The sequence below is a fragment of the Lysinibacillus sp. TE18511 genome (assembly GCF_054062295.1).
In genome coordinates, this window is the sequence record NZ_JBSSFD010000030.1 from 18,549 (window position 1) to 40,251 (window position 21,703).

Genomic DNA, 21,703 nt, shown 5'->3' on the forward strand with positions numbered 1-21,703 from the left:
GCCTTCTCAAAAAAAGAAGGCTTTTACGTTTCGTAATTGTTTTTCCTTCTCATCTTCGACACATTGGTCTTCTGGATTTAGCACCTGACAAAAAGTTGGTTGCTGAAGCTTCATAGGGCCAGTCCCTCAGCTTCTCTTGATAAGAATGTAGTATGAATTTTTTAAATAATTAAAAGAATCATATCGTTTACGAACGATAGAGTCAAGACTATTTCACTGAACAAAAGATATTTTATACGAAAAAAATATTATATTTTGATTTTTATGAAACAATTACAATAGTTTTTCAGCAAGTTCTTCACCAATTTTTTTCCCGTTTTGAATACAAGCACCTATGCCTACTCCAAAATAAGAGCATCCTGCTATTAATAAATTGGGATAGTTGTTCTCAAGCTCTTGCACTAGACCTTGCAACGCCTCACGATGTGCCAAGTCATACTTCGGCATTTGATCAATCCATTTTGTCACATCGACAACAGTTGGTTTTTCCTCAATCCCCAAGCTTTTTCTTACATCCTCTAAGGCAACAACTGCTAATTCTTCATCTGTCATCATACGCAATCTCTCATACGCAGGGTTAATGCTCTTATAAAAAAGTCGTACAAGTAATTTCCCTTCTGCAGAGGTGTGCTTCCACTTGCGACTTGTCCACGTTGCTGCATTACATATAACATCGGAATTATGTGACACAATATAGCCTGTTCCATCTGCTGGTAATCTATGATCGGGTACGTCAAATCCTAAGTAAATCGTAATGGCTGATGCAGTATTGAATTGTCCAAAATAGCGGTTCAATGATTCATCTTGCAATAAGTTTTGTACCGAGTCGTTAGGAAGTGCCAAAACAACATGATCTGCTTCAATCATTCTATCGTTTGCTAAAGTAACGATATATTGATTCTCCTGCTTTTTAACACTAGTCGTAGCAATTCCTTTCACAATTTCTACATCTGTTAAAGTTTCTTCAAGTCGTTCAATTAGTGACGATAAACCATTTTTAAATGAAATAAATTTTTTATTAGCAGCTTTCACAAATTGCTCTCTGTTTGCATCGAAACCTTTAATAATACTACCGTAATCATTTTTATAATCGATTAAATACGGTAAAGTGGAAGCAATTGAAAGTTGATTTAAATCTCCCGAATATACACCTGCAAGTACTGGTGCTATTTGGTTTTGAACAAGCTCCTCACCTAAATAATACGTTAAAAATTCCCCAATAGAGCTTTCCTTTGTAAACCCTTCATTTGGCATTGTTAAATCCTTTAATGCTACTTTTTTCCCTTCTTCCGATACAAGCGTACTTTCCTCAAGAGATGGTAAGCTCATTGGAATACCGAACGTCGAGTCTGTTGGGATAGCATGTAACTCATTATTTGTATAAATATACGAAATACCAGTTTCGTTATAAACAAGATTCTGTTTAAAATCAAGTTCCTCTACTAACTCTAAAACACCTTTATGACGTGCAACAATGGAATCTGCTCCTGTTTCCAGGATAAAGCCTTGTTCATACTCTGAGTGCAGCTTGCCACCTAGATATGTATTTTTTTCAACGAGCACAAGCTTTACATCTAGGTTTTTCTCTCGAATCTGACGTTGCAAATAATGCATTGTACACAATCCTGTAATTCCGCCACCTAATACAACAACTGTTTTCATGTTAAACCGCCCCTATTTTTAGTTCTTTATTCAGTATAAACTTTTTTACCTAAAAATTACGCAAAACACTTTACAAATTTAGCAAAAATGGAGCTACCCAGCATTTGGGATAGCTCCATTTTTTTCATTACTATATATTATGTAGAGATCATCAAAAATACTTTTGCGTGCGTCATTTCTTCAAACTTTATGAAAACACCCATCTAACGTACCCTAGACTCATTGGATTCTATATATTAATAGTTGATATAGTGTTTTTTATATCCTAGAGTGTGTAGTGTTTTTTATATTAATTAGTTTAGATTTTGGGCAACGTTCGCTAATTTTTCAGCAGAACTCGTTACCTCTTCAAAGGCAATACCTAATTCATTGAGAATTTCTGCTATAGCTAGAACATCTTTTTCCATACAATCATTTTGTTCTTTAGCTTCAGTCATAGAATCTAATATTTTGGTAAATTGTCCTTCTGTTTGTACCATATTTTCTTCCCCAGATTCGACCTCTTCTTGTATATTACTAAGGGAATGAACAAGTTTATCAATCCGATCATTCGTTTTGTGTAATAACATCGCTACAGAAGTAACAGATTCTTTTGTTTGAATCGATAATTTTCGAACCTCATCCGCAACAACACTAAAGCCTTTACCTGCTTCTCCAGCACGAGCCGCTTCAATAGCTGCGTTTAAAGCTAACAAATTTGTTTGGTTCGCAATATTCGTGACAACACTCATGATCGATTCCATTTCCTTTGACATCTCAGTCAACTGTTCAGTATTTTCCGTTATATCATTAAGAGAATGAATAATATTATTCATATTTTGTGATTGACTTTTTAATTGTTCCCGACCTTCTAATGCCTGATTCTCAGCCATCGCCGACACTTGAAGTGATTTTTTGGCTAGTCGTTTAATTTCATCTGATTGTTTACTTAAGCGCTGAAATGAGTTATTTGTTTCCTGAGATATTGTGGCAAGACCTTCTGAAGATTCTACTATTTTCTTCTCCACCACTTCTTTTTTTCGTTCCATCGTTTCCTTATGCTGCTCAACAGTGTTCTCAAATGCTTCTAGAACCAATTGTTGCTCAAAATTAGAAATCTTCGAAATAGCTCGAATTGTACTGAACTGGTCCTTTGGATGAGTTATATACTGCTCAACTAAATCAATAAATGATACCGTCAAATCTTGAAAAGCACAAATATACCATTGTGTTCTTAGACCTATATGTACATGTACCTTTGCAATTTTAATTCGTCTAAGATAAAACTCTTCATCAATGATCCCATTAAACATTTCGATAATATGCCGACGTAGTGTAACCTTCAATTTTTCTACAGAACTATGTCTATTAATAATATCTACTAAGTCACGTTCAGTTACAATCATTGAGTAAAACCTGTCAACAATTCCATCAATATTATCCATAACAAATGGTTGAAAGGCTTTTAAATATTGTAAATCCTGCTTTGTTAAATTTAGCATTTCAATTTGCTTTACCATTGACTGGCGATTTGGTACATCCATTTTTACAATGTATTGTTGCAAATCTAGCGCCGTTGTCTTTCTCTGTTTTTGAAAAATCACACATTTTCCTTCTTTCATAACGTGAACTTTTGCAAGGCTGAGGAATTTACAAAAATATTAGAAAACACGCTCTTATTTTCGATCATATACAACAGATTAATATAACGAAATAACACCAAATGAGCCAAAATTATTAACCGCTGTTTCAAAATCACTCAATATACCTTATACATTTTATAAATAACTGTCAATTTCTTATGCTCATTTTTTTAACATAAATTGCATAAAAAGTCCTTATCATCAAACTAATTACTCAGAAACGTAAAAAAGCTACCAATATACTATTTGGTAGCCATTTTATATCATCTTTTGTTATTCATGCTTATTTCTTCTTGTTTTTGTTTGTCGAAATTATCTCGTCATTATATTAGTATTTATACAATAAGTAAAAACTAACGATATATACCTATGATAAAACCGCAAACAAAGACCTTCGAACCAAGTGCCGAAACGGAATAATTGAATCGAAATACCCGTGAATTTTTAACAAAAAATTTATATTCCTTTTAATTCTTGAAGTAAAATAGCTGCCTCCTCATTACCTGCATCTGCCGCAAGTCCATACCACTTGATCGCCTCTTGAATATTTCTAGCTATTCCGTCCCCTTTATTATAAATATGCCCTAGTTGTAATTTAGCTTGAGAATCGCCTTGAAGAGCAGCCTGTTTAAACCAATGTATTCCCTTTTCTATATTGCGAATACCTGTTAATCCTTTGCTCCAAATAAATCCTAAATCGTAAAAAGCGTCCACATGATATCGCTCCGCAGCTCTTTCATACCAATATAGCCCATTGTTCGCATCTCTAGGTTGGCCTAAACGCCCCTCTAAATAGATTCCTCCCAGCCTATATTGTGCTTCAATATAGCCTGTTTCAGCAGATTTTTTATAGTAGATAAATGCTTGCTCATCATCAATGTCAACGCCTAGTCCCTGCTCGTAAATAATTCCGAGCGTAAACATTGCCTCTGCAGCGCCTTTTTTTGCGGCGAAGTCGAACCATTTTTTCGCAAGTACCATATTTTCTTGTACACCTTCACCGTTAAAGTACATATCGGCTAAGTTATTTGCTGCGTCTGGATGCCCTTGTTTTGCCGCAGCCTCATACAATATAAAAGCCTGATTATAGTTTTCTTGCACACCTATACCTTCAAAATAAAAATTACCAAGTGCATATTGTGCGTCAGCATTGCCCTGTGCTGCCGCTAACTCAAACCACTTTATCGATTTTTCAGGCTGGAAATGTGTATCGTCAATTGCACTATAATATTCTCCAAGCTGAAATTGAGCATCTGCATCCTGTTCCTCAATGGCATCTTTGTATAAGTCAATAATTATCTCATGATCCAAATCTTCTTCATCAAACGCCATTACCTGATCATCTTGGTGAATAAAATACCATTCCAATACATCAAGTACATCATCAACAACTTCAACGCGATTCGCTAACTTCTCCAACGAAGAAATTTGCCAAATGAATATATAAATAGGGAGTGGTATGGCTTCACGCAGTAAATCATCATATTCAGCTAAAAGCGTTAACACATTCTCCTGTACTGACTGTGTCTGCTCTGGATGTATAATTTGTAAATGTCTTTGTTGATTTTTTTTCAAAAGTCCTCGCACAACTTGATACAATATTTTGTGCAAGACTGTTAATTTCACTTCTTCAACCGTTATCAAATTAATCTTTTGTGCAAACCACGTATCTTGTGTTTGCGTGAGCTTTTGCAGGGATTCAATTCGCTCGTTATTTTGTTTTGCTAAAAATTGTCCATACATTAGTTTCCCCCCTTGCACAGTATCAATTTCACCTTGGCCTACTTGTAGCTGTCGCTTTACTTTCGCTACAGAAAACATTTGTAGCTGTCGCTACAGAAAACATTTTAGCTGACCCTCCGTTAACACTTCGCTTTCGCGTAGAAAAAAATCTGCTGAATGAATATAAAAACTGCCTTACCAATATTATATGGAAGATAGTTCTAAATTGGTTACACATATGATCTCAATATTAATCCAATAAAGAATGTGATGAATAAAAAGATAGTAACATGAATCCATTTATACATTTCTAATAAACCGATAAATTCACGAGTAAAGGCATTTGGTAAATAGTAAAGGGCTGTCTTTGAACCAACACCTTGTGCATCTAGCCTAGCCTTTTTGGCATAAATACTTGCTCGAAAAACATGAAAATTATTCGTCACAAATAAAGATCGATATTTTTTTCCTTGGGCATGTTTATCCATAATTTCTTTAGAGAATGCCAAATTCTGTTCAGTATTTGTCGATTGATCTTCCATTAATATTTTTTGAGTTGGTATTTGATGTACGTCAACTACATATTCTTTCATCGCATATGCTTCTGATACTTTTTCATCACTTCCCTGACCACCTGAGACAATAATGTAAGGTCGTTCACCATATTTTTTATATTGCTTTACCGCCTCGTCTAAACGACTAGCTAAAAGTGGCGGTACTTTATCACCAATTAGCCCTGATCCTAGCGCAATAATATAGTTAGGCTCATAGAAAATGGGTGTAAAAAGGTATATAGTCGCATAAGCCATCACACTTGTATATAAAAACATTGTATAACCAAAAATCAAAAACGCATAGAAGAAAAGAATATGCCAAATCTCATGTTCGATATTCGTAAAAATAACAAATACATACCAAATCATCATGATAAAAAAAACTAAGCCAAAAACAGCTAACAATAAATTACGAACTTTACGTCCTTCTTTTTCAAGTAAAACTTTACTATTAAAAAATGTAGCAATCGATAATATAAACATCATACTCGGGAAACTGCCAAGTATAATGACGATCTCCATTTTTGACATAATCCCCTGTTCATTTGGTAGCAATAAAGGATAATGACTAATTATTGTGCTCAAAATATACAAACCTAAAAAACCTAGCACTACTGCATTGAAGAATCGTCTTTTTTCCGTAATATATAACAATAAAAAAATTGCAATTGCTAATACTATTGTTGTATTCACCGCCTCACTCCTTTCTTTTTATACCATTTTTACACTTATTCCCTATTGACACTTCTTGTTCAAATTTATTGATATACCTAATTTAATGAAAGCGATTATTTTATTTTTCGTGATTGTTCATGTAAGATTACTATTAAGAACTAGTTTATGACGAATCTAAATATTATATTGGAGGAATATAAGTAATGAAAAAAATTCTTGCCGCTCTTTTTGCAGCTACACTTATGTTTTCGACTGTTGGTGCAACATTGTTCATTTCTGATACACCAACTGCAGAAGCTAAATCCTATAAGTCAGGTAAAAAAGGATATTCAAACAATAATAACAACAGCTCAAATATCCAAAAATCTCAGGATCATTCTAAAGATCAAAATAATGTAACAACAAATAAAAACACGAACAAAACGGATTCAACAGCTAAGAAAGGTGGCTTCTTCTCAGGTGGCCTTATGAAAGGTTTAATGCTTGGTGGCTTAGCGGGCTTATTATTCGGAGGTCTTTTCAGCGGAATGGGTATGCTTGGTAACATTTTAGGCTTACTAGTTAACGTTGCAGCTATCGCTATTATCGTAATGCTAGTTATGAAAGTTATTAATATGTTTAAAGATAAAAAACGTAAAGAGGAAGCACAATGGCACAAGTAATTAATGAGCAAGATATTATTAATGCAATTTGCTTATCACAAGCCTATTATAAAAACATTCGCCCTGAAGATGTGTTTGTAGAACTAACATACGATGATGACACAGGCTTTGGTGCAGAAGTTGAAGTTAATGGGCAAATCGAGATATTTAATACCGCAGCCATGATTGGCGCATTACGTGTATGGATTAAAGATGTCCTACATCTTGATCCATTTTCAACTGGTATCGCACTCGTCCTAGACGATGAGGAAGGTATTATTGCTAGACTATCGTAAATAAGAAAAATAATAGCAGTTCACTAAATCTTAAATTAGATTTAGTGAACTGCTTTGTTTTATTATCATTTGACTTCAGTATTTTTTAATAGACTACTAAAATTCACAAATATTTTTGCTGCATGGCTACGTTTTGTCGGAGCCTCTGGTGAAAATTCCCCTTCACTACCTATAACAATACCTTGTTCATATAACATTGTTATTGCACGTTTTGTTTCTTCATTGTAAGAAGCAATATCAGAAAATGGTGCTTTTCCTTTCACAGCATAAGAGTGTTTTAGCTGATGTTCATATGCACGATTAATCATTAATGCTAATTGAGCACGAGTAACCGGCTGTCCTGGGTTAAACTTCTCACCCGTTCCCTTAACTAGCCCATATGCGTAAGCTGCTGCAATTTCTGACTGAGTGCCGACATCATAGCTTGAGATATCTGTAAATGGTGCCTGTTCTTTCGTCGTTAAACCTAGACTTCTAACAAGTATACTGGCAGCCTGTGCACGGGTTACATTTTGTTCAGGTCTAAACGTACCATCTGCATAGCCTTTCATAATACCTTCTTCTGCGGCCTTCAGAATAAACTCCTTCGCCCAATGATTTTCTATATCAGTAAAGCTTAAAGCCCTTTCTGTAGTAAAAGTAACTGTTGGACTTTGAACACTTTCATTGCCAGCTGCATCTACTGCTTTAACATTTACCGTGTATACAGTATTCTCTTTTAAATGATCCAGCGTTATAGCTGTTGTATCAGCATTTTGTGTAAATGCTAGCTTACCATTTACATATACGTTGTAATTAGTGATACCTACATTATCCTTCGCTTCTTGCCAGCTTAGTTTTACAGTTGTACTATCTTTTATGTTTACTTGGATAGCCTTTGATACATCCCATAAAGTACTTTCTTTAATCGCTGGTAAAAAAGCCTCGTTCGCTACTGCTAAATAACCAGCTTCACTTAAATGAATATTTTCTGGGTTTGGTAAATAGCTTGGAACATCTTTCGCTATAATATCGTATGTTGGTACAAAGATAGCTCCTGCTTTTTCAACAGTTGTTTTAATCGTTGTATTCATAACTGTTAATAGCATTTTAAATTGTTTCTGTAAATCCTCACTATAGTACGGGAAAGAATTATAGTACCCCATAACATATACTTGAGCGTTCGGGTTTATTTTCTTAATTTCTTCTAAAATGGCTGCAATATTTTTTATTGCTCCTTGTGATGCCTTTAACATTGCTGCTGCATTAATACCAGTTGTCTGAGACTCTTTTAAAATAGGTATTAAATCATTGGCGCCAGCTGTCAAAGTAATAATTTCAGCCTCTTTAATAGACGTACGAAGCTTTACCTTGTCACTTTGATAACCGAATCCTGTTACAGGCTTTTCCACATCGTTTTGTATATCTTCCAATACATTTTTTGTTGTATAGCCTGAAAAAGCAAACCCCTTATTATAAGAAGTGATGAAACCATCTTGCTGTAAAGCTTGTGCCACAAAATCTGCGTAACCTAAACCAATTATGCCAACCTCATTCATACCATGTGCCAAGGAATCACCAAGTGCTACGTAATCCGCCTGAGCCACCCAACTTGGCGCTATGTAATCTCTCTGCTCCACAGCGTTTGCTCCTACTGGCATCGCTAATTGCGACACCAGTACACCAGCCGCTAAAAATCTGAATTTCTTTGATAATTGCATAATTACTCCCTCCACTTCTACTAATTACTATTTTAATAGATGAAGGATGAAAATGGGGTAAATATGAGCAAGTGTTTTTATTCACTTTGTATCTTTCCATAAGTCCCCCCGCCACCAGCTGCAATTGCTAATTGTCCTGTTCTTGCTAAATCGATCATCTTAGCAATCTTATGTGGTACGATTTGTTCAAGCTGTTCTAGTGAAACTCGATGCAAGATCTTCATCTCTGTATCAAATGCTTGTAGTAATCTTTCCATCATTTTCGGCCCTAGACCTGGAATAAATTCCAGTGGTACTTGATGAATATATGGTGGTCGAACATGTTGATCCGTCAGCTGCTCTGATAGCTCTATAATACGTAAAGAAACCCCTTTAATAATTTGAGTACTTTCACAGTTAGTACAGATTGTTGCCATATTGCGAAGCTGTTCACCACATTTTGCACAGACGGTCTGATGATATTTACCAAGCAAAGGATTTAAGCCATAATTAGCTGTTACAGCTCGATTTTGCTGTTCATGAAGCGCCATTTTTAATTCTGTAAAATTGGCATCAGATAGTCTTAATTTTTGATACTCGCGTGCAATTTTCCCAAGTGAATGTGCATCAGAATTACTGACAAATGTGTATGCTTGAAGCTCTCTAATGTGACTCACCATATCAGTATCAGAACTTAAACCTAGCTCAATCGCATCTATAAGTTGAGGATCAAATACTTCTGTTAAACTACGATGTACCCCTTTTCCAAACAAGCTTTTAAATGGTGTAAAAACATGAGCAGGAATAAAAAGCCCTCCTAACTCACAAACCTTTTGTTGCAATGTTTGACCATCACAATAGATTCGCTGAGAGCTTAAATGGATATTTTTCATATGATGAGACATCCAATTTGAAAATTCTCCCATAAGCGAAAGTGTTGGAAAATAGGCAAGTACATGGATTGGTCCAAGGCAATGCTGATCATAAATCTCAACTTCCGTGCCTGGAATAAGGGTTGTGTCTTGATAACGAAGTCCTCCCTGTACTAGCTCCTTTAGCTCCCCTTGTTCAATCATCCCTACCATTTCATCCATTATCTCTGGTGAATGACAATCAATAATCCCGATAATATCTAGTCCCTTTCTTGTACTAGCAATCTCAAGAATTCTTGCTAATGTTAGCATCTTACTGCCCGTAATTTTGACAGCTCGCCCACTAGAAGTACGTCCAATATGAATATGTAAATCCGCATAGAAATCTTTCATCATTTGTAACAACTCCCATTGCATTATATACAAAGTGGAAATACCTCACATTGCTGCAAGGTATTCTCGATTCATTATGAAGGGTGGTTATTATTATTTGACTCATAGGCACTAGAACCCTGTGCTGGCATTGCTGAGGAATCATATGCCACTAATGTCACGCCAATTGTCTTCTCTAGCTCATTAATTTTTTCAAGCTGTTGCTGATCTAATTGTGCCAACTTAATCTCTTCCATTTTCATCAATTCCTTTCAGAAATAAAGTTCCCCGAATAGGAAATATGTATACACGGGAATAATGACTGATTTTCAGTCATTATTCTTTGACTTTATTTCAGCTATTTTGTAACATTTAAATAAGCAGGTCAAAAGCGAGGGATTTCATGTCAAAGGAAGAGAAAATTATTCAGGCTGCTATTGAAGTTTTTCGTGAAAAAGGAATTGAAAAGGCTAAGGTTTCAGATATCGTAAAAGCTGCAGGTATCGCACAAGGAACATTTTATCTTTATTTCCCTTCACGGCTTTCAGTAATGCCAGCTATCGCGAAAGTTATGGTTGAAAAAATTATTACTGCAATCGAAGAAGGCGTATCAACTCAAAAGCCTTTTGAACAACAACTTGAAGAAGTTGTAGACGTTGGCTTTTCTATAACAAAAGAATATGGCGATCTCGTTGCACTCATCTATGCTGGTATTGCACAAACTGAGCATTTGAAAGAGTGGGAAAATATCTATGCTCCCTATTATGCATGGATGAATAATTTTTTATTACAAGCTCAACAACAAGGAACGATACGTGCTTCTATAGATACTTCACGGTCTTCCAAGCTCATTATAGGTTTAATCGAATCTGCAGCTGAACAAGTTTATTTGTTTGATGATTGCAAAGATGAAACGATGAAACTTGTTAAGCTCGAGCTCCTAGACTTTTTACACCATGCACTTGGCCTACGTCACCCATAAGTGGCGTTCTCTTTTACATTAAAAATGACTGAATGTCAGTCATTAAAACTATCACGTGAAAGGAATCTCTAATTATGAAAAAAGATTGGATATATGTTGGATTAACTAGTTTGTTTGAATTGTTTTGGATATTTGGTTTTAATGTTGCCGATTCTTGGTGGCATTGGGTTATTATCGTGTCCTTAATTGCGTTGGATTTTCATTTCTTATCGAAGGCTTGTGAAAACCTACCTACAGGCACTGTTTATGCGACTTTCGCTGGGGTCGGTACAATTGGTACTACATTAATGGACATTTTTATTTTTGACGGTGAATTTAATGCTATTAAAGGAATTTTCATTTTCATTATAGTACTGGGTGTTATTGGTCTTAATTTAGCTGATAACCCTTCAAAAGATCATGCTGAAAAGAAAGGAGCTAATGCATAATGGGTTGGTTTCTTGTTTTACTAGCTGCAATTTCAGAAATTATCGGTGTTGTAGGTTTACGCTTTTATAGTCAGGAAAAAACTATACGTAATTTATTAATATATGCGGGCGGCTTTGGAATGTCCTTTGTGCTTTTGTATACATCCTTTAACTATTTACAGTTAAGCATTGCCTATGTAGTCTGGGTTGGAATTGGTACAGTTGGTGCTGTTTTCGTAAATATTATATTCTTCGGGGAGTCTAAAAATATGAATAGGATTATTAGTATCATTGCTATTATCATTGGTGTGGCAGGATTGAAAGCAGTATCTTAATTTATTTGGCTCCTGTTCTTGTGTTGTGGACCAATTTTGAAATTTACTTTTCGTTGAAACTATATTTTATAATTACTTATAAATGAAGAGAAAAGGAGTTTTGCTGAATGGTTTATTTATTACAAGTTGATTTTACAATGGACGGTCCTTTTGGTGATGAAATGTCTGAAGGATTTAAAGATTTAGCTCATAGCATTAATGACGAAGAAGGAATCATGTGGAAAATTTGGACTGAGGATGCGGTAGCTAAAGAAGCTGGTGGTGTTTATTTATTCGAGACGAAGGAAAGTGCTAAAAAATATTTAGCCATGCACTCTGCTCGATTAACAAGCTTTGGGATAACAAATATTCGGGGTAAAATTTTTGAAGTTAATGAAGCCTTATCTTCTATTAACAATGGTCCTATCCATAAATAATAGGCGTATCTGTTATTACAGACACACCCCTTAGTGTTGAAATACAAAATGGGCAAGAAAATCTTTGTGAATGTTGTGGCGCTTTAAATAAGGGTGATTTCTGTTCCAAACTATTCGCTTTCGCACAAAAAACATCTGTTGCTGACGCTTCGCTTTCGCACAAAAACATCTGTTGCTGCCGCTTCGCTTACGCACAAAAAACATCTGTTGCTGACGCTTCGCTTTCGCACAAAAACATCTGTTGCTGCCGCTTCGCTTACGCACAAAAAACATCTGTGCTCAGTCGGAACGGAAATCACCCCTCGTTTTGCCGAAGAGCCATACTTTATTTATGTAGTTTTTAAAGCTTTCTTCGTAAATTGCTCTGAGACATACGTTAAATAAGGCTTCCCTGTAAGTGGATGTGTTTGAATATCAGCGTAAACACCAAAAACATCTTGTAATAATGTTGGTGTAAGTACTTCTTCTGGTGTTCCAAAATTGACAATTCGCCCTTGCTGTAAAACATAAATTTGATCACAATACATAGCTGCAATGTTTAAATCATGTATTGCCGCAACAACTGTTAAATGTAGGGTTTGAATTAGATCCATTAGCTGCAATTGATGCTGAATATCTAGATGATTCGTTGGCTCATCTAAAATAAGCATCTGTGCTTGCTGAGCGAGCGCACGGGCAACCATCACACGCTTTTTTTCTCCGCCCGAAAGAGAACTAAAGCTACGTTTCTCTAAATGAGCAATTCCTGTTTGATCTAGTGCATTTTTCACTATTTGGAAATCTCGTTCCTGATCAAGCTCGAATAGTTTTTTATGAGGTGTTCTCCCCATACTGACTAAATCATGTACGGTAAAATCGAATACGACCGGCGTTTCTTGACTCACTACTGCTAAATTTTTCGCAATACTTTTACTCGATTGCTTTAAAATATCCTGTTCATTTAATAAAACTGTTCCACTTTCTGGTTTTAATAAACGATACATATTCTTTAATAGCGTTGACTTCCCACTACCATTAGGACCGATTAACCCAACAAATTGTTTTTCCTTTATTTGTACACTTACTTCATGTAATATGCGTTCATCAGAAATGGAGAAAGATACTTGTTTCGTCTCTAATGTCATATGCTTTAATCCCCTTCACCGAAAGAATAATTGTTACGACGTAGTAGCCAAATGAAAAATGGCCCTCCACAAAAAGCTGTGATAATTCCAATTGGCATTTCTTCAGGGGCAATTATAATTCGAGCAAGTGCATCTGCCCAAACTAAGAAAATTGCCCCAAACAAAGCACTAATCGGTATGACATATTTATGGTTTGAACCTACAATCAGCCGTACAATATGCGGAATGATTAAGCCAACAAATCCGATTGAACCACTTACTGCGACAAGCACACCCGTTAATAACGATACTAATAAGATAAGCTGTATTCGAAATTGTTGTAAGTTAACCCCTAATGTAACCGCTGCTTCTTCCCCAAGAAGTAATAAATTTAAGCTTCGATAGTGGAGCCATAACAAGGCAAATACCACGATAAAAATAACTGTAGGAATTAAAAGATTACTCCACTTCGCACCAGCTAAGCTACCTAGCATCCAATACATGACTGCCTTCATTCCGCCCTCTTGCTTCGACGTCATTAATATAAAATTTGAAATAGCAGATAAAATAAACGACACCGCCATCCCTGAAAGTAAAAGTCTAAAGACAGAAACTCTACCGCCAACACGTGCTAAAAAGAAAACTAACGCCATTGCTGTCAGAGAGCCTATAAATGCAGATACGGAAAGAGCATAAACGCCAAGAAATGAAAAAGCACCTAAAATGATGACAGCTGTGGCCCCAACCGTTGCACCAGAAGAAATCCCTAAAATATATGGTTCGGCAATTGAATTACGGACAAGAGCCTGAATGGCTGCTCCTGCAATTGCCAACCCTGCTCCAACAATAGCAGCGAGCAATACACGCGGAACTCGTATTTGCCAAATAATAATTTCCTGTGAACGACTCCAATCTTGCTCGATTGAGTTTTGTACAATTGGTATTTTGGAAAGGATAACCTTCCATACGTGAATTGGCGTAACAGAAACCGATCCAACCATTATGGCAATTGTCATTGAAATGATTAGTACTAAAAGAAGAGTCATTGATAGTAGCATAATTTTTTTATTCATCTGTTTATTAACTCCTAATCATTAATAATAGACTTAATGAAGATAAAAAAAGGGTATTCCATGCAAAATACGCATAGAAATACCCTAGATTAAACAAAGTCAGAAAGATTTCCTTCTACTATTGTCCGTAATCGCTTTCATCCTCGTGGGCATTACAGATTTTCGCTAATTGGCAGGTCTCCTGGCTTCGAATCAATGTACCTATGATTGCCTTCCCATTCTAGAACAGTGGCTAAATCATCATAGAACTCCTCGTTACAGTTGCGGGACAGCGTCGGATTTGCACCGACTTCCCTTTTAAGTGACACATTTACAAGATGTCACACCATTTGCATCTGATATTTTAAAATTATGACGATTCTATCATATATTTTAATAGTTAGTCTATTACTAGTAATTATTTATCAAATTAAGAAGGATAAATATTTTGTGTTAACCTATATAAAATATTAGGTTGACACAAAAACTTTATTTTTTTACACTATTATTATCAACATTACTTATTAGGGGTGAAATAATGACAACAGTAGCGGAACACTCGCATCACAAATTAAGAACAGTAGATATTGCTTATATTGGACTATTTTCAACATTGATGATGATTGGCGCTAATATTACTTCCTTTGTACCTTTTATGGTTGTTGGTGGCGTACCCATCACGCTACAAACATTTTTTGCTATATTAGCAGGACTTATTCTTGGCAGTAGAAAAGGTGCACTCGCTTGTACTGTTTATATGTGTATAGGTTTAGCAGGCGCACCTGTATTTGCACGTTTCAGTGGGGGCTTTGGACAAATTTTAAGTCCTACATTCGGTTTTATTGTTACTTTTATATTAGCTGCATATGTTGCAGGGCGTATTGTAGAGCGCAGTGGAACGAAAAAAAGCTATGTAATTGCTGCTTTAATTGCAACAGCCATTAATTATTTACTTGGGACAAATTGGATGTACTTCGCCTACAAGTTATGGGCTAGTGCTCCAGAAGCTTTTTCTTATAAGATGGCATGGCTTTGGATGATGCCTCCATTACCAAAGGATATTATTTTAGCTATATTTGCCGGTATTTTTGCATACCGTCTACAAAAAATAGTAAAAATACTTCCTGTTAAATAACGTAAGCCCTTCTTTAGTTTGATGCTAAAGAGGGCTTTTTATTTTGGGACTCCTATATGATTGCTGTCCACAATTTCTGCACATTTATTTGCTACATTAAGAGCAAATAGTGAGGAGGAATATAATATGTTATTCAAAAGAAAGTGGTCAATTGGCTTAATGGCAGCAGTAGCTTTACTAACATTATCGGCTTGCTCTGCCGATACAACTAAGTCAGAAGCCGATTCAAAAAATAACATCGAAACTGAACATAGCACAGAGATGGATCATTCCACGATGAACCATTCAAGCTCTGGCGCAGTACCAACAACTTTGAAAAATGCTGAAAAGCCAAAGTTTCCAGTTGGAAGCACCGCCATTATCACGGATGGACACATGGCAGGTATGAAAGGCGCAGAAGCAACGATTGTTGGCGCTTATGATACGACAGCATACATTATCTCCTATGAGCCAACTACAGGTGAAAATCGCGTAGAAAATCATAAGTGGGTTATTCATGAGGAATTGATAAATCAAGGTGAGGCTCCATTAGCTCCGGGTACGGTAGTCAAAACCGATGCATCTCATATGAAAGGCATGGAAAATGCGACTGTCCATATCGATGAGGCAATACAAACGACAGTTTATATGATTGATTATACGTCTACAACAAATGGCGAGGCCGTAAAAAATCATAAATGGGTTACGGAAGAAGAGCTAGAAGCAAAATAAGAACTAATACGCTGGAGAGCCCGAAGCAAAAGTAAACGCTCCACCACTTTTGTCCGTGGGATTGAAGCAACCTCAAGGATGTAGCGCTTTAGCCTAGACGACTATGCTCTAAACAGGTAAAAAAAATCTATAGTTTCCTTCATAACAAAAAACCAACCTTTGCGGGAATCGTCAGAGATTGGTTTTTTCTAGCTTCTATTTTCTATTAACTGACCTGTGCCATTTGTATCCGATCCCCCAAACAGTCTGTAAATATTCATCCGCAGGGAAACCACTTTTCCTTAATTTTTCTCGTAAATTACGGACGTGTGAGTCGATTGTTCTATCTTCGATTGAAACATGATAACCCCAAACCATACTGATGAGATGCTCCCTTGAAAATACTTTATTTTGATAATCAAGAAATAACGCTAACATCGCAAATTCTTTCGGCGTTAAAGAAATAGCCTCTTGTTGAAAATATAATTCAAAGGATTCTTTATTTAAACGTAGCCCTTCAAAGAAAATAACTTTTTCTTCAACTTTCGTTCTTCTTAATACCGCATTTATACGGGCCAGTAACTCTTCCTCATCGAAGGGCTTTAAAATATAGTCGTCTGCCCCAATATTTAACCCATTTATAATATCAGCCTGCTCCCCTTTTGCTGTTAGCATTATCACTGGTACATCCCAAAACTTCCTTATTTCCTGACAAGCTTGCCAGCCATCCATCTCTGGCATCATGATATCTAACAGCACTAAGTCTACATGATTTTCCTCTAAATAAACTAGAGCATCTTTAGCTGATGACATTGCTTTACAATGAAACGCAGACTCTAAGTAAAGAATTAGTAAATCTAACATCCTAGGTTCATCGTCAATTAATAATATTGTTTTCATTCGTTCCTACTCCTTAAACAATAATTCAAAAGTAGTCCCTTTATTTTCCTCACTAAAAACGGTTACTTCTCCTCCATGGGCATGTACAAGCTCTTTAACAATAGCGAGGCCTAAACCTGAACCTCCAAGAGCACGCGTACGAGATTTTTCTACCCTATAAAAGCGTTCAAAAATATAAGGTAAATCCTTCTTCGGAATCCCTTTTCCAGTATCCTTTATGCTAATTTGTAAAAAGCGACTGTGTCTTTTTACAATTATGGAAGTTGAATCTCCTGAGGAACAATAAGTTAATGCGTTATTTAAAAGATTTAAAATAATTTGTTCAAGTCTTGCCGAATCAGCCATTAATGTTAATCCCTCTTCACATTGAACAAAAAAGTGTATTTGTTTTTCCTGAAAAGCAGGGCTCAGCTTTGTCTCAATATTGGCTAAAAACTTATCCAAATGAAGACTTTCTTTGTCAATAACAAAAGAGTTTTCATCCATTTTTGCTAGATCAAATAAGTCTTTTATTAAACGCGAAAGTCGATTGGTTTCTTCTATAATAATACCTAAATACTTTTGGCGATCCCGCTCCGTTAAATCACGTTTATAGAGAATATCTGTATAGCCTTTTATAAATGTTAATGGTGTTCTAAGCTCATGGGCAATACTTGATAAAAATTCCTTTCTTTCCTCTCTTAAATGATGTAAATCATCTGATAAAAGCTGTATTGCATTAGAAAGATCACTTAGTTCATCTTTACCATTCGTAGAAAGGGCCACTGTAAAATCCCCTTTACTCATTTTCAAAGTCGCTTCTTTCATCTGAACTAATGGAAAGGCAAGCTTTCTAGACAGAACAATAATGACTGCAATGGTCACCACTCCTGAAATAATACCAACAATTAGAAAATGTCTATTTAATCGTTCCATTAATGCATGGATGGAATCTGTATTTTGAAACATAAAAACATATCCAATTGTCGTTTGCTGTTTTTGGATTGGGCTAATTGTGGCAATATAGTTTTCCTCCTGCCAATTACCCTGCAAAACCTTACCATTATAAGGAACATTATCTTCGGAATTTTTAATATAAGCTTGTATTTCAGGATGTGGATGTGAAGCAGCTAATATTTTCCCAGTCTTATCTGTAATAACAACATCCGTATTTTCTTTTGATTCCATTAATACTACGTGAGCTAATGTTTCCTCATCGAAATTTTTCTCTAATATTGTTCGATGCGAATTTCCCCTTGCCTGCAAGCTCGTTAATTCCTCTTCAACTCTAGAATTGGTTAAAGAAGCATGTAAAAATAACATCATAAATGTTTCAATACAAAATAATGTGATAAAAAAGATTATTCCTAGCTTAAGTGAAAGTTTTTTCATCCTCTAACCACCAATTTAGGATTTCATAAAAGTATAACGTTAAAGTGTGAAGATTTCATGCAGAAATAAATCTTATAAAACGAGAGGTTGATTTCCGTTCCGGCTGGGCGCTTTGCCGCTGACGCTTCGCTTTCGCGCAGAGCAGAGCTTCCTGGGGGCGTCCGATGAACCGCTTCACTCGCGTTGCTCCCTCCAGGGTCTCGGGCCTACACGATGTAGGTCACGAAGGCGTTATCACAGGACGTGATGCTCTTAGCCTTCGTTCCTCTTTCGCTAATCCCCAAGGAGTCGCCCAGCCTCCACTCCAATCAACCGCTTCACACAGCATGCATCTTCTGGCATATCACTCTAATTCATAGTGATAAAACCAAACTTCAGCAAAATGTGTATCTGTGCGAAAGCATAATGTCAGCAACAACATAAGCGGAAGAAGCAGCCCGACGCTCACCTACAGGAAAACGAGTAGCTTAGAACGGAAATCACCCTCATGTAAAGCGCCACAACATTCACAAAAATTACCTTGACCATTTCTATGAGGCAGGGGACATAAGTATATTTTCAAAACAAAATTAAAAACCTTCTCATCAGAAAAGCGCGAGAAATCAACTTTTCTAAAATTGATTTCTCACGCTTTTTAAGGTTTTGACCAGTTATGTCCTAGCCTCTTCTTTTCTTTAAATGTAATTTTTCATCCAGTTTAAGAAGTTATCCATAACTACATCAAGGAATTTGACAGTACCCTCATCTGTTAAATTACCTTCTCCATCAAATTTAGTGTGTACTGCACCAATATAAACATCATTACCGCTAAGTAATGGTGAATTAACACCAGGTGAGAATAAAATATCTCGTAAATGTAATTGTGCTTTAACAGTACCTAAGTTACCCATTGATGCCCCCATCATGAATGATGGCTTGCCAATCATTACTCTGTCCACACGGGATAGCCAATCGATTGCGTTAACCATTACACCCGGCACAGTTCCATTATATTCTGGTGTCACCCAAAGAACTGCATCAGCCGTTTTTACTCGTGCTTTAAAATCAAGTACTGTTTGTGGTGCCTCATTTTCGATATCTTGGTTATACATAGGTAAATCCTTCAAGCTTAATACTTCAAGATCAAATTTCTCTGCATAACGCTTTTCAATAAATTTTGCTAATTGCATATTATAAGATTCTTTACGGATACTGCCTACGATTGCAACTACTTTCAAGACGTTTCCTCCCCAATGTGAAAAAAATTCTTTATTTGTAAATCAATTTCATTGTATACCGACCTAATAATAGGTTGCAAATTCCTCAACCGGTTTTCGATAACCACGTAGGCGGCGACTGCTTTCCTTTTCCTTACCTATTGTCATCATTAGTGCAATTTCATGTGTTTCTGGGACATTAAAAAGAGCTCTCATTTGTTGCTGATCAAAGCCGATCATTGGACATGTATCCCATCCGCGATTTTTGGCTGCTAGCATAAATAACATAGCTGAAAGTGAAGCGTTACGAATGGCTTCCTCCTTCATAAATTCCTCGCCACGTTCTTCATAAAATTTAGCGTTTTCATTAACGATATTTTCTAATTCACAAGCATTAATAATGCCTAAGTCAACCATTCCTTGATTAAGGTTAGCCGTATTTTTATAGGCTTCTTTATCTCCTAATACAAGTATAACTGCTGAGGCTGAATGCACTTTATATTGCCCGTATGCTGCTTCTCGTACTTTTTCTTTTTTTTCTTCATCTAGTACAACGATATAATTGGCATGTTGTAAATTAAAGGCGGATGGAGCAAGCTTTACATCCTCCAAAATGGGACGTATATCTTCTTCACTCATCTTGATGCCCTCTATAAAATTATTTGCTGATCGGCGCTTATCTATTAGCTTTGCAAATTCCATCCAGCTGACCTCCTAAGAGTATGTAATTTTCATTCAGTAGAGACTTATGTTTCTCTACTGAATGGGATTAAAAGTATTACTCATATTCTTTATCGAACGTAATAGCACTTCTTACAGTGTCAATAGGGCGAACAAGCTCTTCGATTTGCGCACGCTTTGGCTCTAAAAATGGTGGTAACGATAATTTTTCACCTAAAGTTTCATACGGCTCATCTCCCATAAATCCTGGGCCATCAGTAGCTAACTCGAATAAAATTTGTGGTGCTACTCGTGCATAAAGTGATTCAAAGAAGTGTCGATTTACATAACCAGAAGTATGGAAGCCAAAGCTTTCAAATCGTTCAGTCCATTCATCTAATACAGCCCGATTCTCTACGCGGAATGCTGCATGGTGCACTGTACCGAAGCCTTGTCGAGCTACTGGTAAAACTGCGTTAAATTCTACAACCATTTGTGCGCCATTTCCGCCTTCACCAACCTCAAATAGATGGAAATCTCCTTCCTCCGCAATTTCTGTAAAGAGCATTACCTTCTCTAGTACCTCTTTGAAATGTTTAAAGTTAGCCACTCTAACAAAAACCGGACCTAAGCCTGTAATCGCATATTCAAGTGGTATCGGCCCATCTTGCCATGGTGTACCTGACGCAACACCTGTATTATTTTCATCAGAGATCAGTTGATATTGCTGATCGTCAAAATCGACGAAAGATAAAGTTTTCTTACCAAACTGTTCTTTAATACCTGTATGTTTAATATTTAATCGATCAAATCGTTTTAACCAATAGTCCAATGCAACATCTGTTGGAACTCGGAATGATGTTTTTGAAATTTCGTTTGTTCCATGTACACCTTTTTGAATGTTCGGGAAGTCAAAGAAAGTCATATCTGTGCCAGCACTTCCTTTATCATCTGCAAAGAATAAATGATATGTTTGGATATCATCCTGATTAACCGTTTTTTTCACTAATCGCATTCCTAATACATGAGTAAAAAATTTATAATTCTCTTCTGCACTACTTGTAATAGCAGTAACGTGATGAATTCCTTTTAAATGGTTCATTCTATATTCCTCCTATTTATCTCGAATTCGAGATATTTACGTAAAAATTTTTTATTATTTAATTGCAAAGCCAACCTTTTTCAAAGACAGAATCATTGTTTCCATCTCTGGTTGATCTAATACTTTAAAAATCTCGTTAATGTATTTCCTTCATATGTTAATAAATCATATGTGACACGACGATCTTTCGGGTAAGCATGTCGAGACACAAAGCCTTTTTGTTCGAGCTTATCAAATCAATTATCTTTAATTCGAGATA

Annotated in this window: 24 protein-coding genes and 2 riboswitches; of the genes, 8 read left to right on the forward strand and 16 right to left on the reverse strand. The window is 36.1% G+C overall.

The features are described 5' to 3' along the window. Nucleotides 1-46: 46 nt before the first annotated feature. Nucleotides 47-146: riboswitch (SAM riboswitch) on the reverse strand. 127 nt (nucleotides 147-273) lie between these two features. The 4 genes from ACVWXS_RS18515 to ACVWXS_RS18530 all read right to left on the reverse strand — a co-directional run bounded on the left by ACVWXS_RS18515 (nucleotide 274) and on the right by ACVWXS_RS18530 (nucleotide 6,253). Further along, nucleotides 274-1,662 carry a protoporphyrinogen oxidase gene (locus ACVWXS_RS18515; protein WP_456959566.1) on the reverse strand — a complete coding sequence of 463 codons (1,389 nt, stop codon included), beginning with the start codon at nucleotides 1,660-1,662 and terminating at the stop codon, nucleotides 274-276. 293 nt (nucleotides 1,663-1,955) lie between these two features. After that, entirely contained in the window at nucleotides 1,956-3,245 is a 1,290-nt protein-coding gene (locus ACVWXS_RS18520; RefSeq protein WP_456959567.1) for a protoglobin domain-containing protein, read from the reverse strand. A gap of 495 nt (nucleotides 3,246-3,740) precedes the next feature. After that, the gene (locus ACVWXS_RS18525; protein ID WP_456959568.1) at nucleotides 3,741-5,105 is read right to left on the reverse strand and encodes an SEL1-like repeat protein; all 1,365 of its coding nucleotides are present in this window, start codon (nucleotides 5,103-5,105) and stop codon (nucleotides 3,741-3,743) included. Between the two features lie 131 nt (nucleotides 5,106-5,236). Beyond that, on the reverse strand, nucleotides 5,237-6,253 hold the full coding sequence (locus tag ACVWXS_RS18530) for a YdcF family protein (protein ID WP_456959570.1): 1,017 nt from the start codon (nucleotides 6,251-6,253) through the stop codon (nucleotides 5,237-5,239). A 185-nt stretch (nucleotides 6,254-6,438) separates the two neighbouring features. Between ACVWXS_RS18530 and ACVWXS_RS18535 the strand changes: the two genes are divergently transcribed. After that, nucleotides 6,439-6,897, forward strand: a complete 459-nt coding sequence (locus ACVWXS_RS18535; protein ID WP_456959572.1) for a hypothetical protein — start codon at nucleotides 6,439-6,441, stop codon at nucleotides 6,895-6,897. After that, entirely contained in the window at nucleotides 6,885-7,172 is a 288-nt protein-coding gene (locus ACVWXS_RS18540) for a DUF2653 family protein (protein WP_456959574.1), read from the forward strand. Before ACVWXS_RS18535 ends, ACVWXS_RS18540 begins: the two co-directional genes overlap by 13 nt. Before the next feature lie 65 nt (nucleotides 7,173-7,237). Here the strand turns inward: ACVWXS_RS18540 and ACVWXS_RS18545 are convergent, their stop codons facing one another. From ACVWXS_RS18545 to ACVWXS_RS18555, 3 genes are all read right to left on the reverse strand, one after another. Further along, nucleotides 7,238-8,872 carry an S-layer homology domain-containing protein gene (locus ACVWXS_RS18545; protein ID WP_456959576.1) on the reverse strand — a complete coding sequence of 545 codons (1,635 nt, stop codon included), beginning with the start codon at nucleotides 8,870-8,872 and terminating at the stop codon, nucleotides 7,238-7,240. Nucleotides 8,873-8,949: 77 nt separating this feature from the next. Further along, nucleotides 8,950-10,116 (reverse strand): endonuclease Q family protein, encoded by a 1,167-nt coding sequence (locus ACVWXS_RS18550; RefSeq protein ID WP_456959611.1) that lies wholly within the window; start codon nucleotides 10,114-10,116, stop codon nucleotides 8,950-8,952. A 74-nt stretch (nucleotides 10,117-10,190) separates the two neighbouring features. Next, nucleotides 10,191-10,352, reverse strand: coding sequence for a hypothetical protein (locus tag ACVWXS_RS18555; RefSeq protein ID WP_456959578.1), 162 nt, complete (start codon nucleotides 10,350-10,352; stop codon nucleotides 10,191-10,193). Nucleotides 10,353-10,498: 146 nt separating this feature from the next. Between ACVWXS_RS18555 and ACVWXS_RS18560 the strand changes: the two genes are divergently transcribed. From ACVWXS_RS18560 to ACVWXS_RS18575, 4 genes are all read left to right on the forward strand, one after another. Continuing rightward, on the forward strand, nucleotides 10,499-11,077 hold the full coding sequence (locus tag ACVWXS_RS18560; RefSeq protein WP_402989892.1) for a TetR family transcriptional regulator: 579 nt from the start codon (nucleotides 10,499-10,501) through the stop codon (nucleotides 11,075-11,077). Between the two features lie 74 nt (nucleotides 11,078-11,151). Continuing rightward, nucleotides 11,152-11,505 carry a DMT family transporter gene (locus ACVWXS_RS18565; protein ID WP_427421416.1) on the forward strand — a complete coding sequence of 118 codons (354 nt, stop codon included), beginning with the start codon at nucleotides 11,152-11,154 and terminating at the stop codon, nucleotides 11,503-11,505. Continuing rightward, nucleotides 11,505-11,819 carry a DMT family transporter gene (locus tag ACVWXS_RS18570; RefSeq protein WP_456959579.1) on the forward strand — a complete coding sequence of 105 codons (315 nt, stop codon included), beginning with the start codon at nucleotides 11,505-11,507 and terminating at the stop codon, nucleotides 11,817-11,819. Before ACVWXS_RS18565 ends, ACVWXS_RS18570 begins: the two co-directional genes overlap by 1 nt. 107 nt (nucleotides 11,820-11,926) lie before the next feature. After that, a complete protein-coding gene (locus ACVWXS_RS18575) occupies nucleotides 11,927-12,235 on the forward strand; it encodes a monooxygenase (RefSeq protein WP_368638125.1) in 309 nt (102 codons plus the stop codon). Between the two features lie 110 nt (nucleotides 12,236-12,345). On the opposite strand, the gene ACVWXS_RS18580 is transcribed toward ACVWXS_RS18575, so the two are convergent. The 3 genes from ACVWXS_RS18580 to ACVWXS_RS18590 all read right to left on the reverse strand — a co-directional run bounded on the left by ACVWXS_RS18580 (nucleotide 12,346) and on the right by ACVWXS_RS18590 (nucleotide 14,411). Beyond that, entirely contained in the window at nucleotides 12,346-12,501 is a 156-nt protein-coding gene (locus ACVWXS_RS18580; protein WP_456959581.1) for a hypothetical protein, read from the reverse strand. A gap of 63 nt (nucleotides 12,502-12,564) precedes the next feature. Next, the gene (locus ACVWXS_RS18585; RefSeq protein ID WP_456959582.1) at nucleotides 12,565-13,359 is read right to left on the reverse strand and encodes an ABC transporter ATP-binding protein; all 795 of its coding nucleotides are present in this window, start codon (nucleotides 13,357-13,359) and stop codon (nucleotides 12,565-12,567) included. 5 nt (nucleotides 13,360-13,364) lie between these two features. Continuing rightward, a complete protein-coding gene (locus ACVWXS_RS18590; protein WP_368638123.1) occupies nucleotides 13,365-14,411 on the reverse strand; it encodes a FecCD family ABC transporter permease in 1,047 nt (348 codons plus the stop codon). Nucleotides 14,412-14,565: 154 nt separating this feature from the next. After that, a riboswitch (cobalamin riboswitch) is annotated at nucleotides 14,566-14,756 on the reverse strand. Between the two features lie 172 nt (nucleotides 14,757-14,928). On the opposite strand from ACVWXS_RS18590, the gene ACVWXS_RS18595 reads away from it, so the two are divergent. Both ACVWXS_RS18595 and ACVWXS_RS18600 read left to right on the forward strand, forming a co-directional pair. Beyond that, nucleotides 14,929-15,525, forward strand: a complete 597-nt coding sequence (locus ACVWXS_RS18595) for a biotin transporter BioY (RefSeq protein ID WP_456959583.1) — start codon at nucleotides 14,929-14,931, stop codon at nucleotides 15,523-15,525. 126 nt (nucleotides 15,526-15,651) lie between these two features. Beyond that, nucleotides 15,652-16,236 (forward strand): YdhK family protein, encoded by a 585-nt coding sequence (locus tag ACVWXS_RS18600; RefSeq protein ID WP_456959585.1) that lies wholly within the window; start codon nucleotides 15,652-15,654, stop codon nucleotides 16,234-16,236. 195 nt (nucleotides 16,237-16,431) lie between these two features. Here ACVWXS_RS18600 and ACVWXS_RS18605 read toward each other — a convergent pair whose 3' ends face one another. From ACVWXS_RS18605 to ACVWXS_RS18630, 6 genes are all read right to left on the reverse strand, one after another. After that, nucleotides 16,432-17,115: a response regulator transcription factor gene (locus ACVWXS_RS18605; RefSeq protein ID WP_456959587.1), complete on the reverse strand. Its 684-nt coding sequence runs from the start codon at nucleotides 17,113-17,115 to the stop codon at nucleotides 16,432-16,434. A 6-nt stretch (nucleotides 17,116-17,121) separates the two neighbouring features. Beyond that, on the reverse strand, nucleotides 17,122-18,486 hold the full coding sequence (locus tag ACVWXS_RS18610; RefSeq protein ID WP_456959589.1) for a sensor histidine kinase: 1,365 nt from the start codon (nucleotides 18,484-18,486) through the stop codon (nucleotides 17,122-17,124). Nucleotides 18,487-18,541: 55 nt separating this feature from the next. Next, nucleotides 18,542-18,664: a hypothetical protein gene (locus tag ACVWXS_RS18615; protein ID WP_456959590.1), complete on the reverse strand. Its 123-nt coding sequence runs from the start codon at nucleotides 18,662-18,664 to the stop codon at nucleotides 18,542-18,544. A 496-nt stretch (nucleotides 18,665-19,160) separates the two neighbouring features. Continuing rightward, entirely contained in the window at nucleotides 19,161-19,703 is a 543-nt protein-coding gene (locus tag ACVWXS_RS18620; protein ID WP_456959592.1) for an NADPH-dependent FMN reductase, read from the reverse strand. Nucleotides 19,704-19,766: 63 nt separating this feature from the next. Beyond that, the gene (locus ACVWXS_RS18625; protein ID WP_456959593.1) at nucleotides 19,767-20,384 is read right to left on the reverse strand and encodes a nitroreductase family protein; all 618 of its coding nucleotides are present in this window, start codon (nucleotides 20,382-20,384) and stop codon (nucleotides 19,767-19,769) included. Between the two features lie 76 nt (nucleotides 20,385-20,460). After that, a complete protein-coding gene (locus ACVWXS_RS18630) occupies nucleotides 20,461-21,444 on the reverse strand; it encodes a ring-cleaving dioxygenase (RefSeq protein ID WP_456959594.1) in 984 nt (327 codons plus the stop codon). Nucleotides 21,445-21,703: the final 259 nt, after the last annotated feature.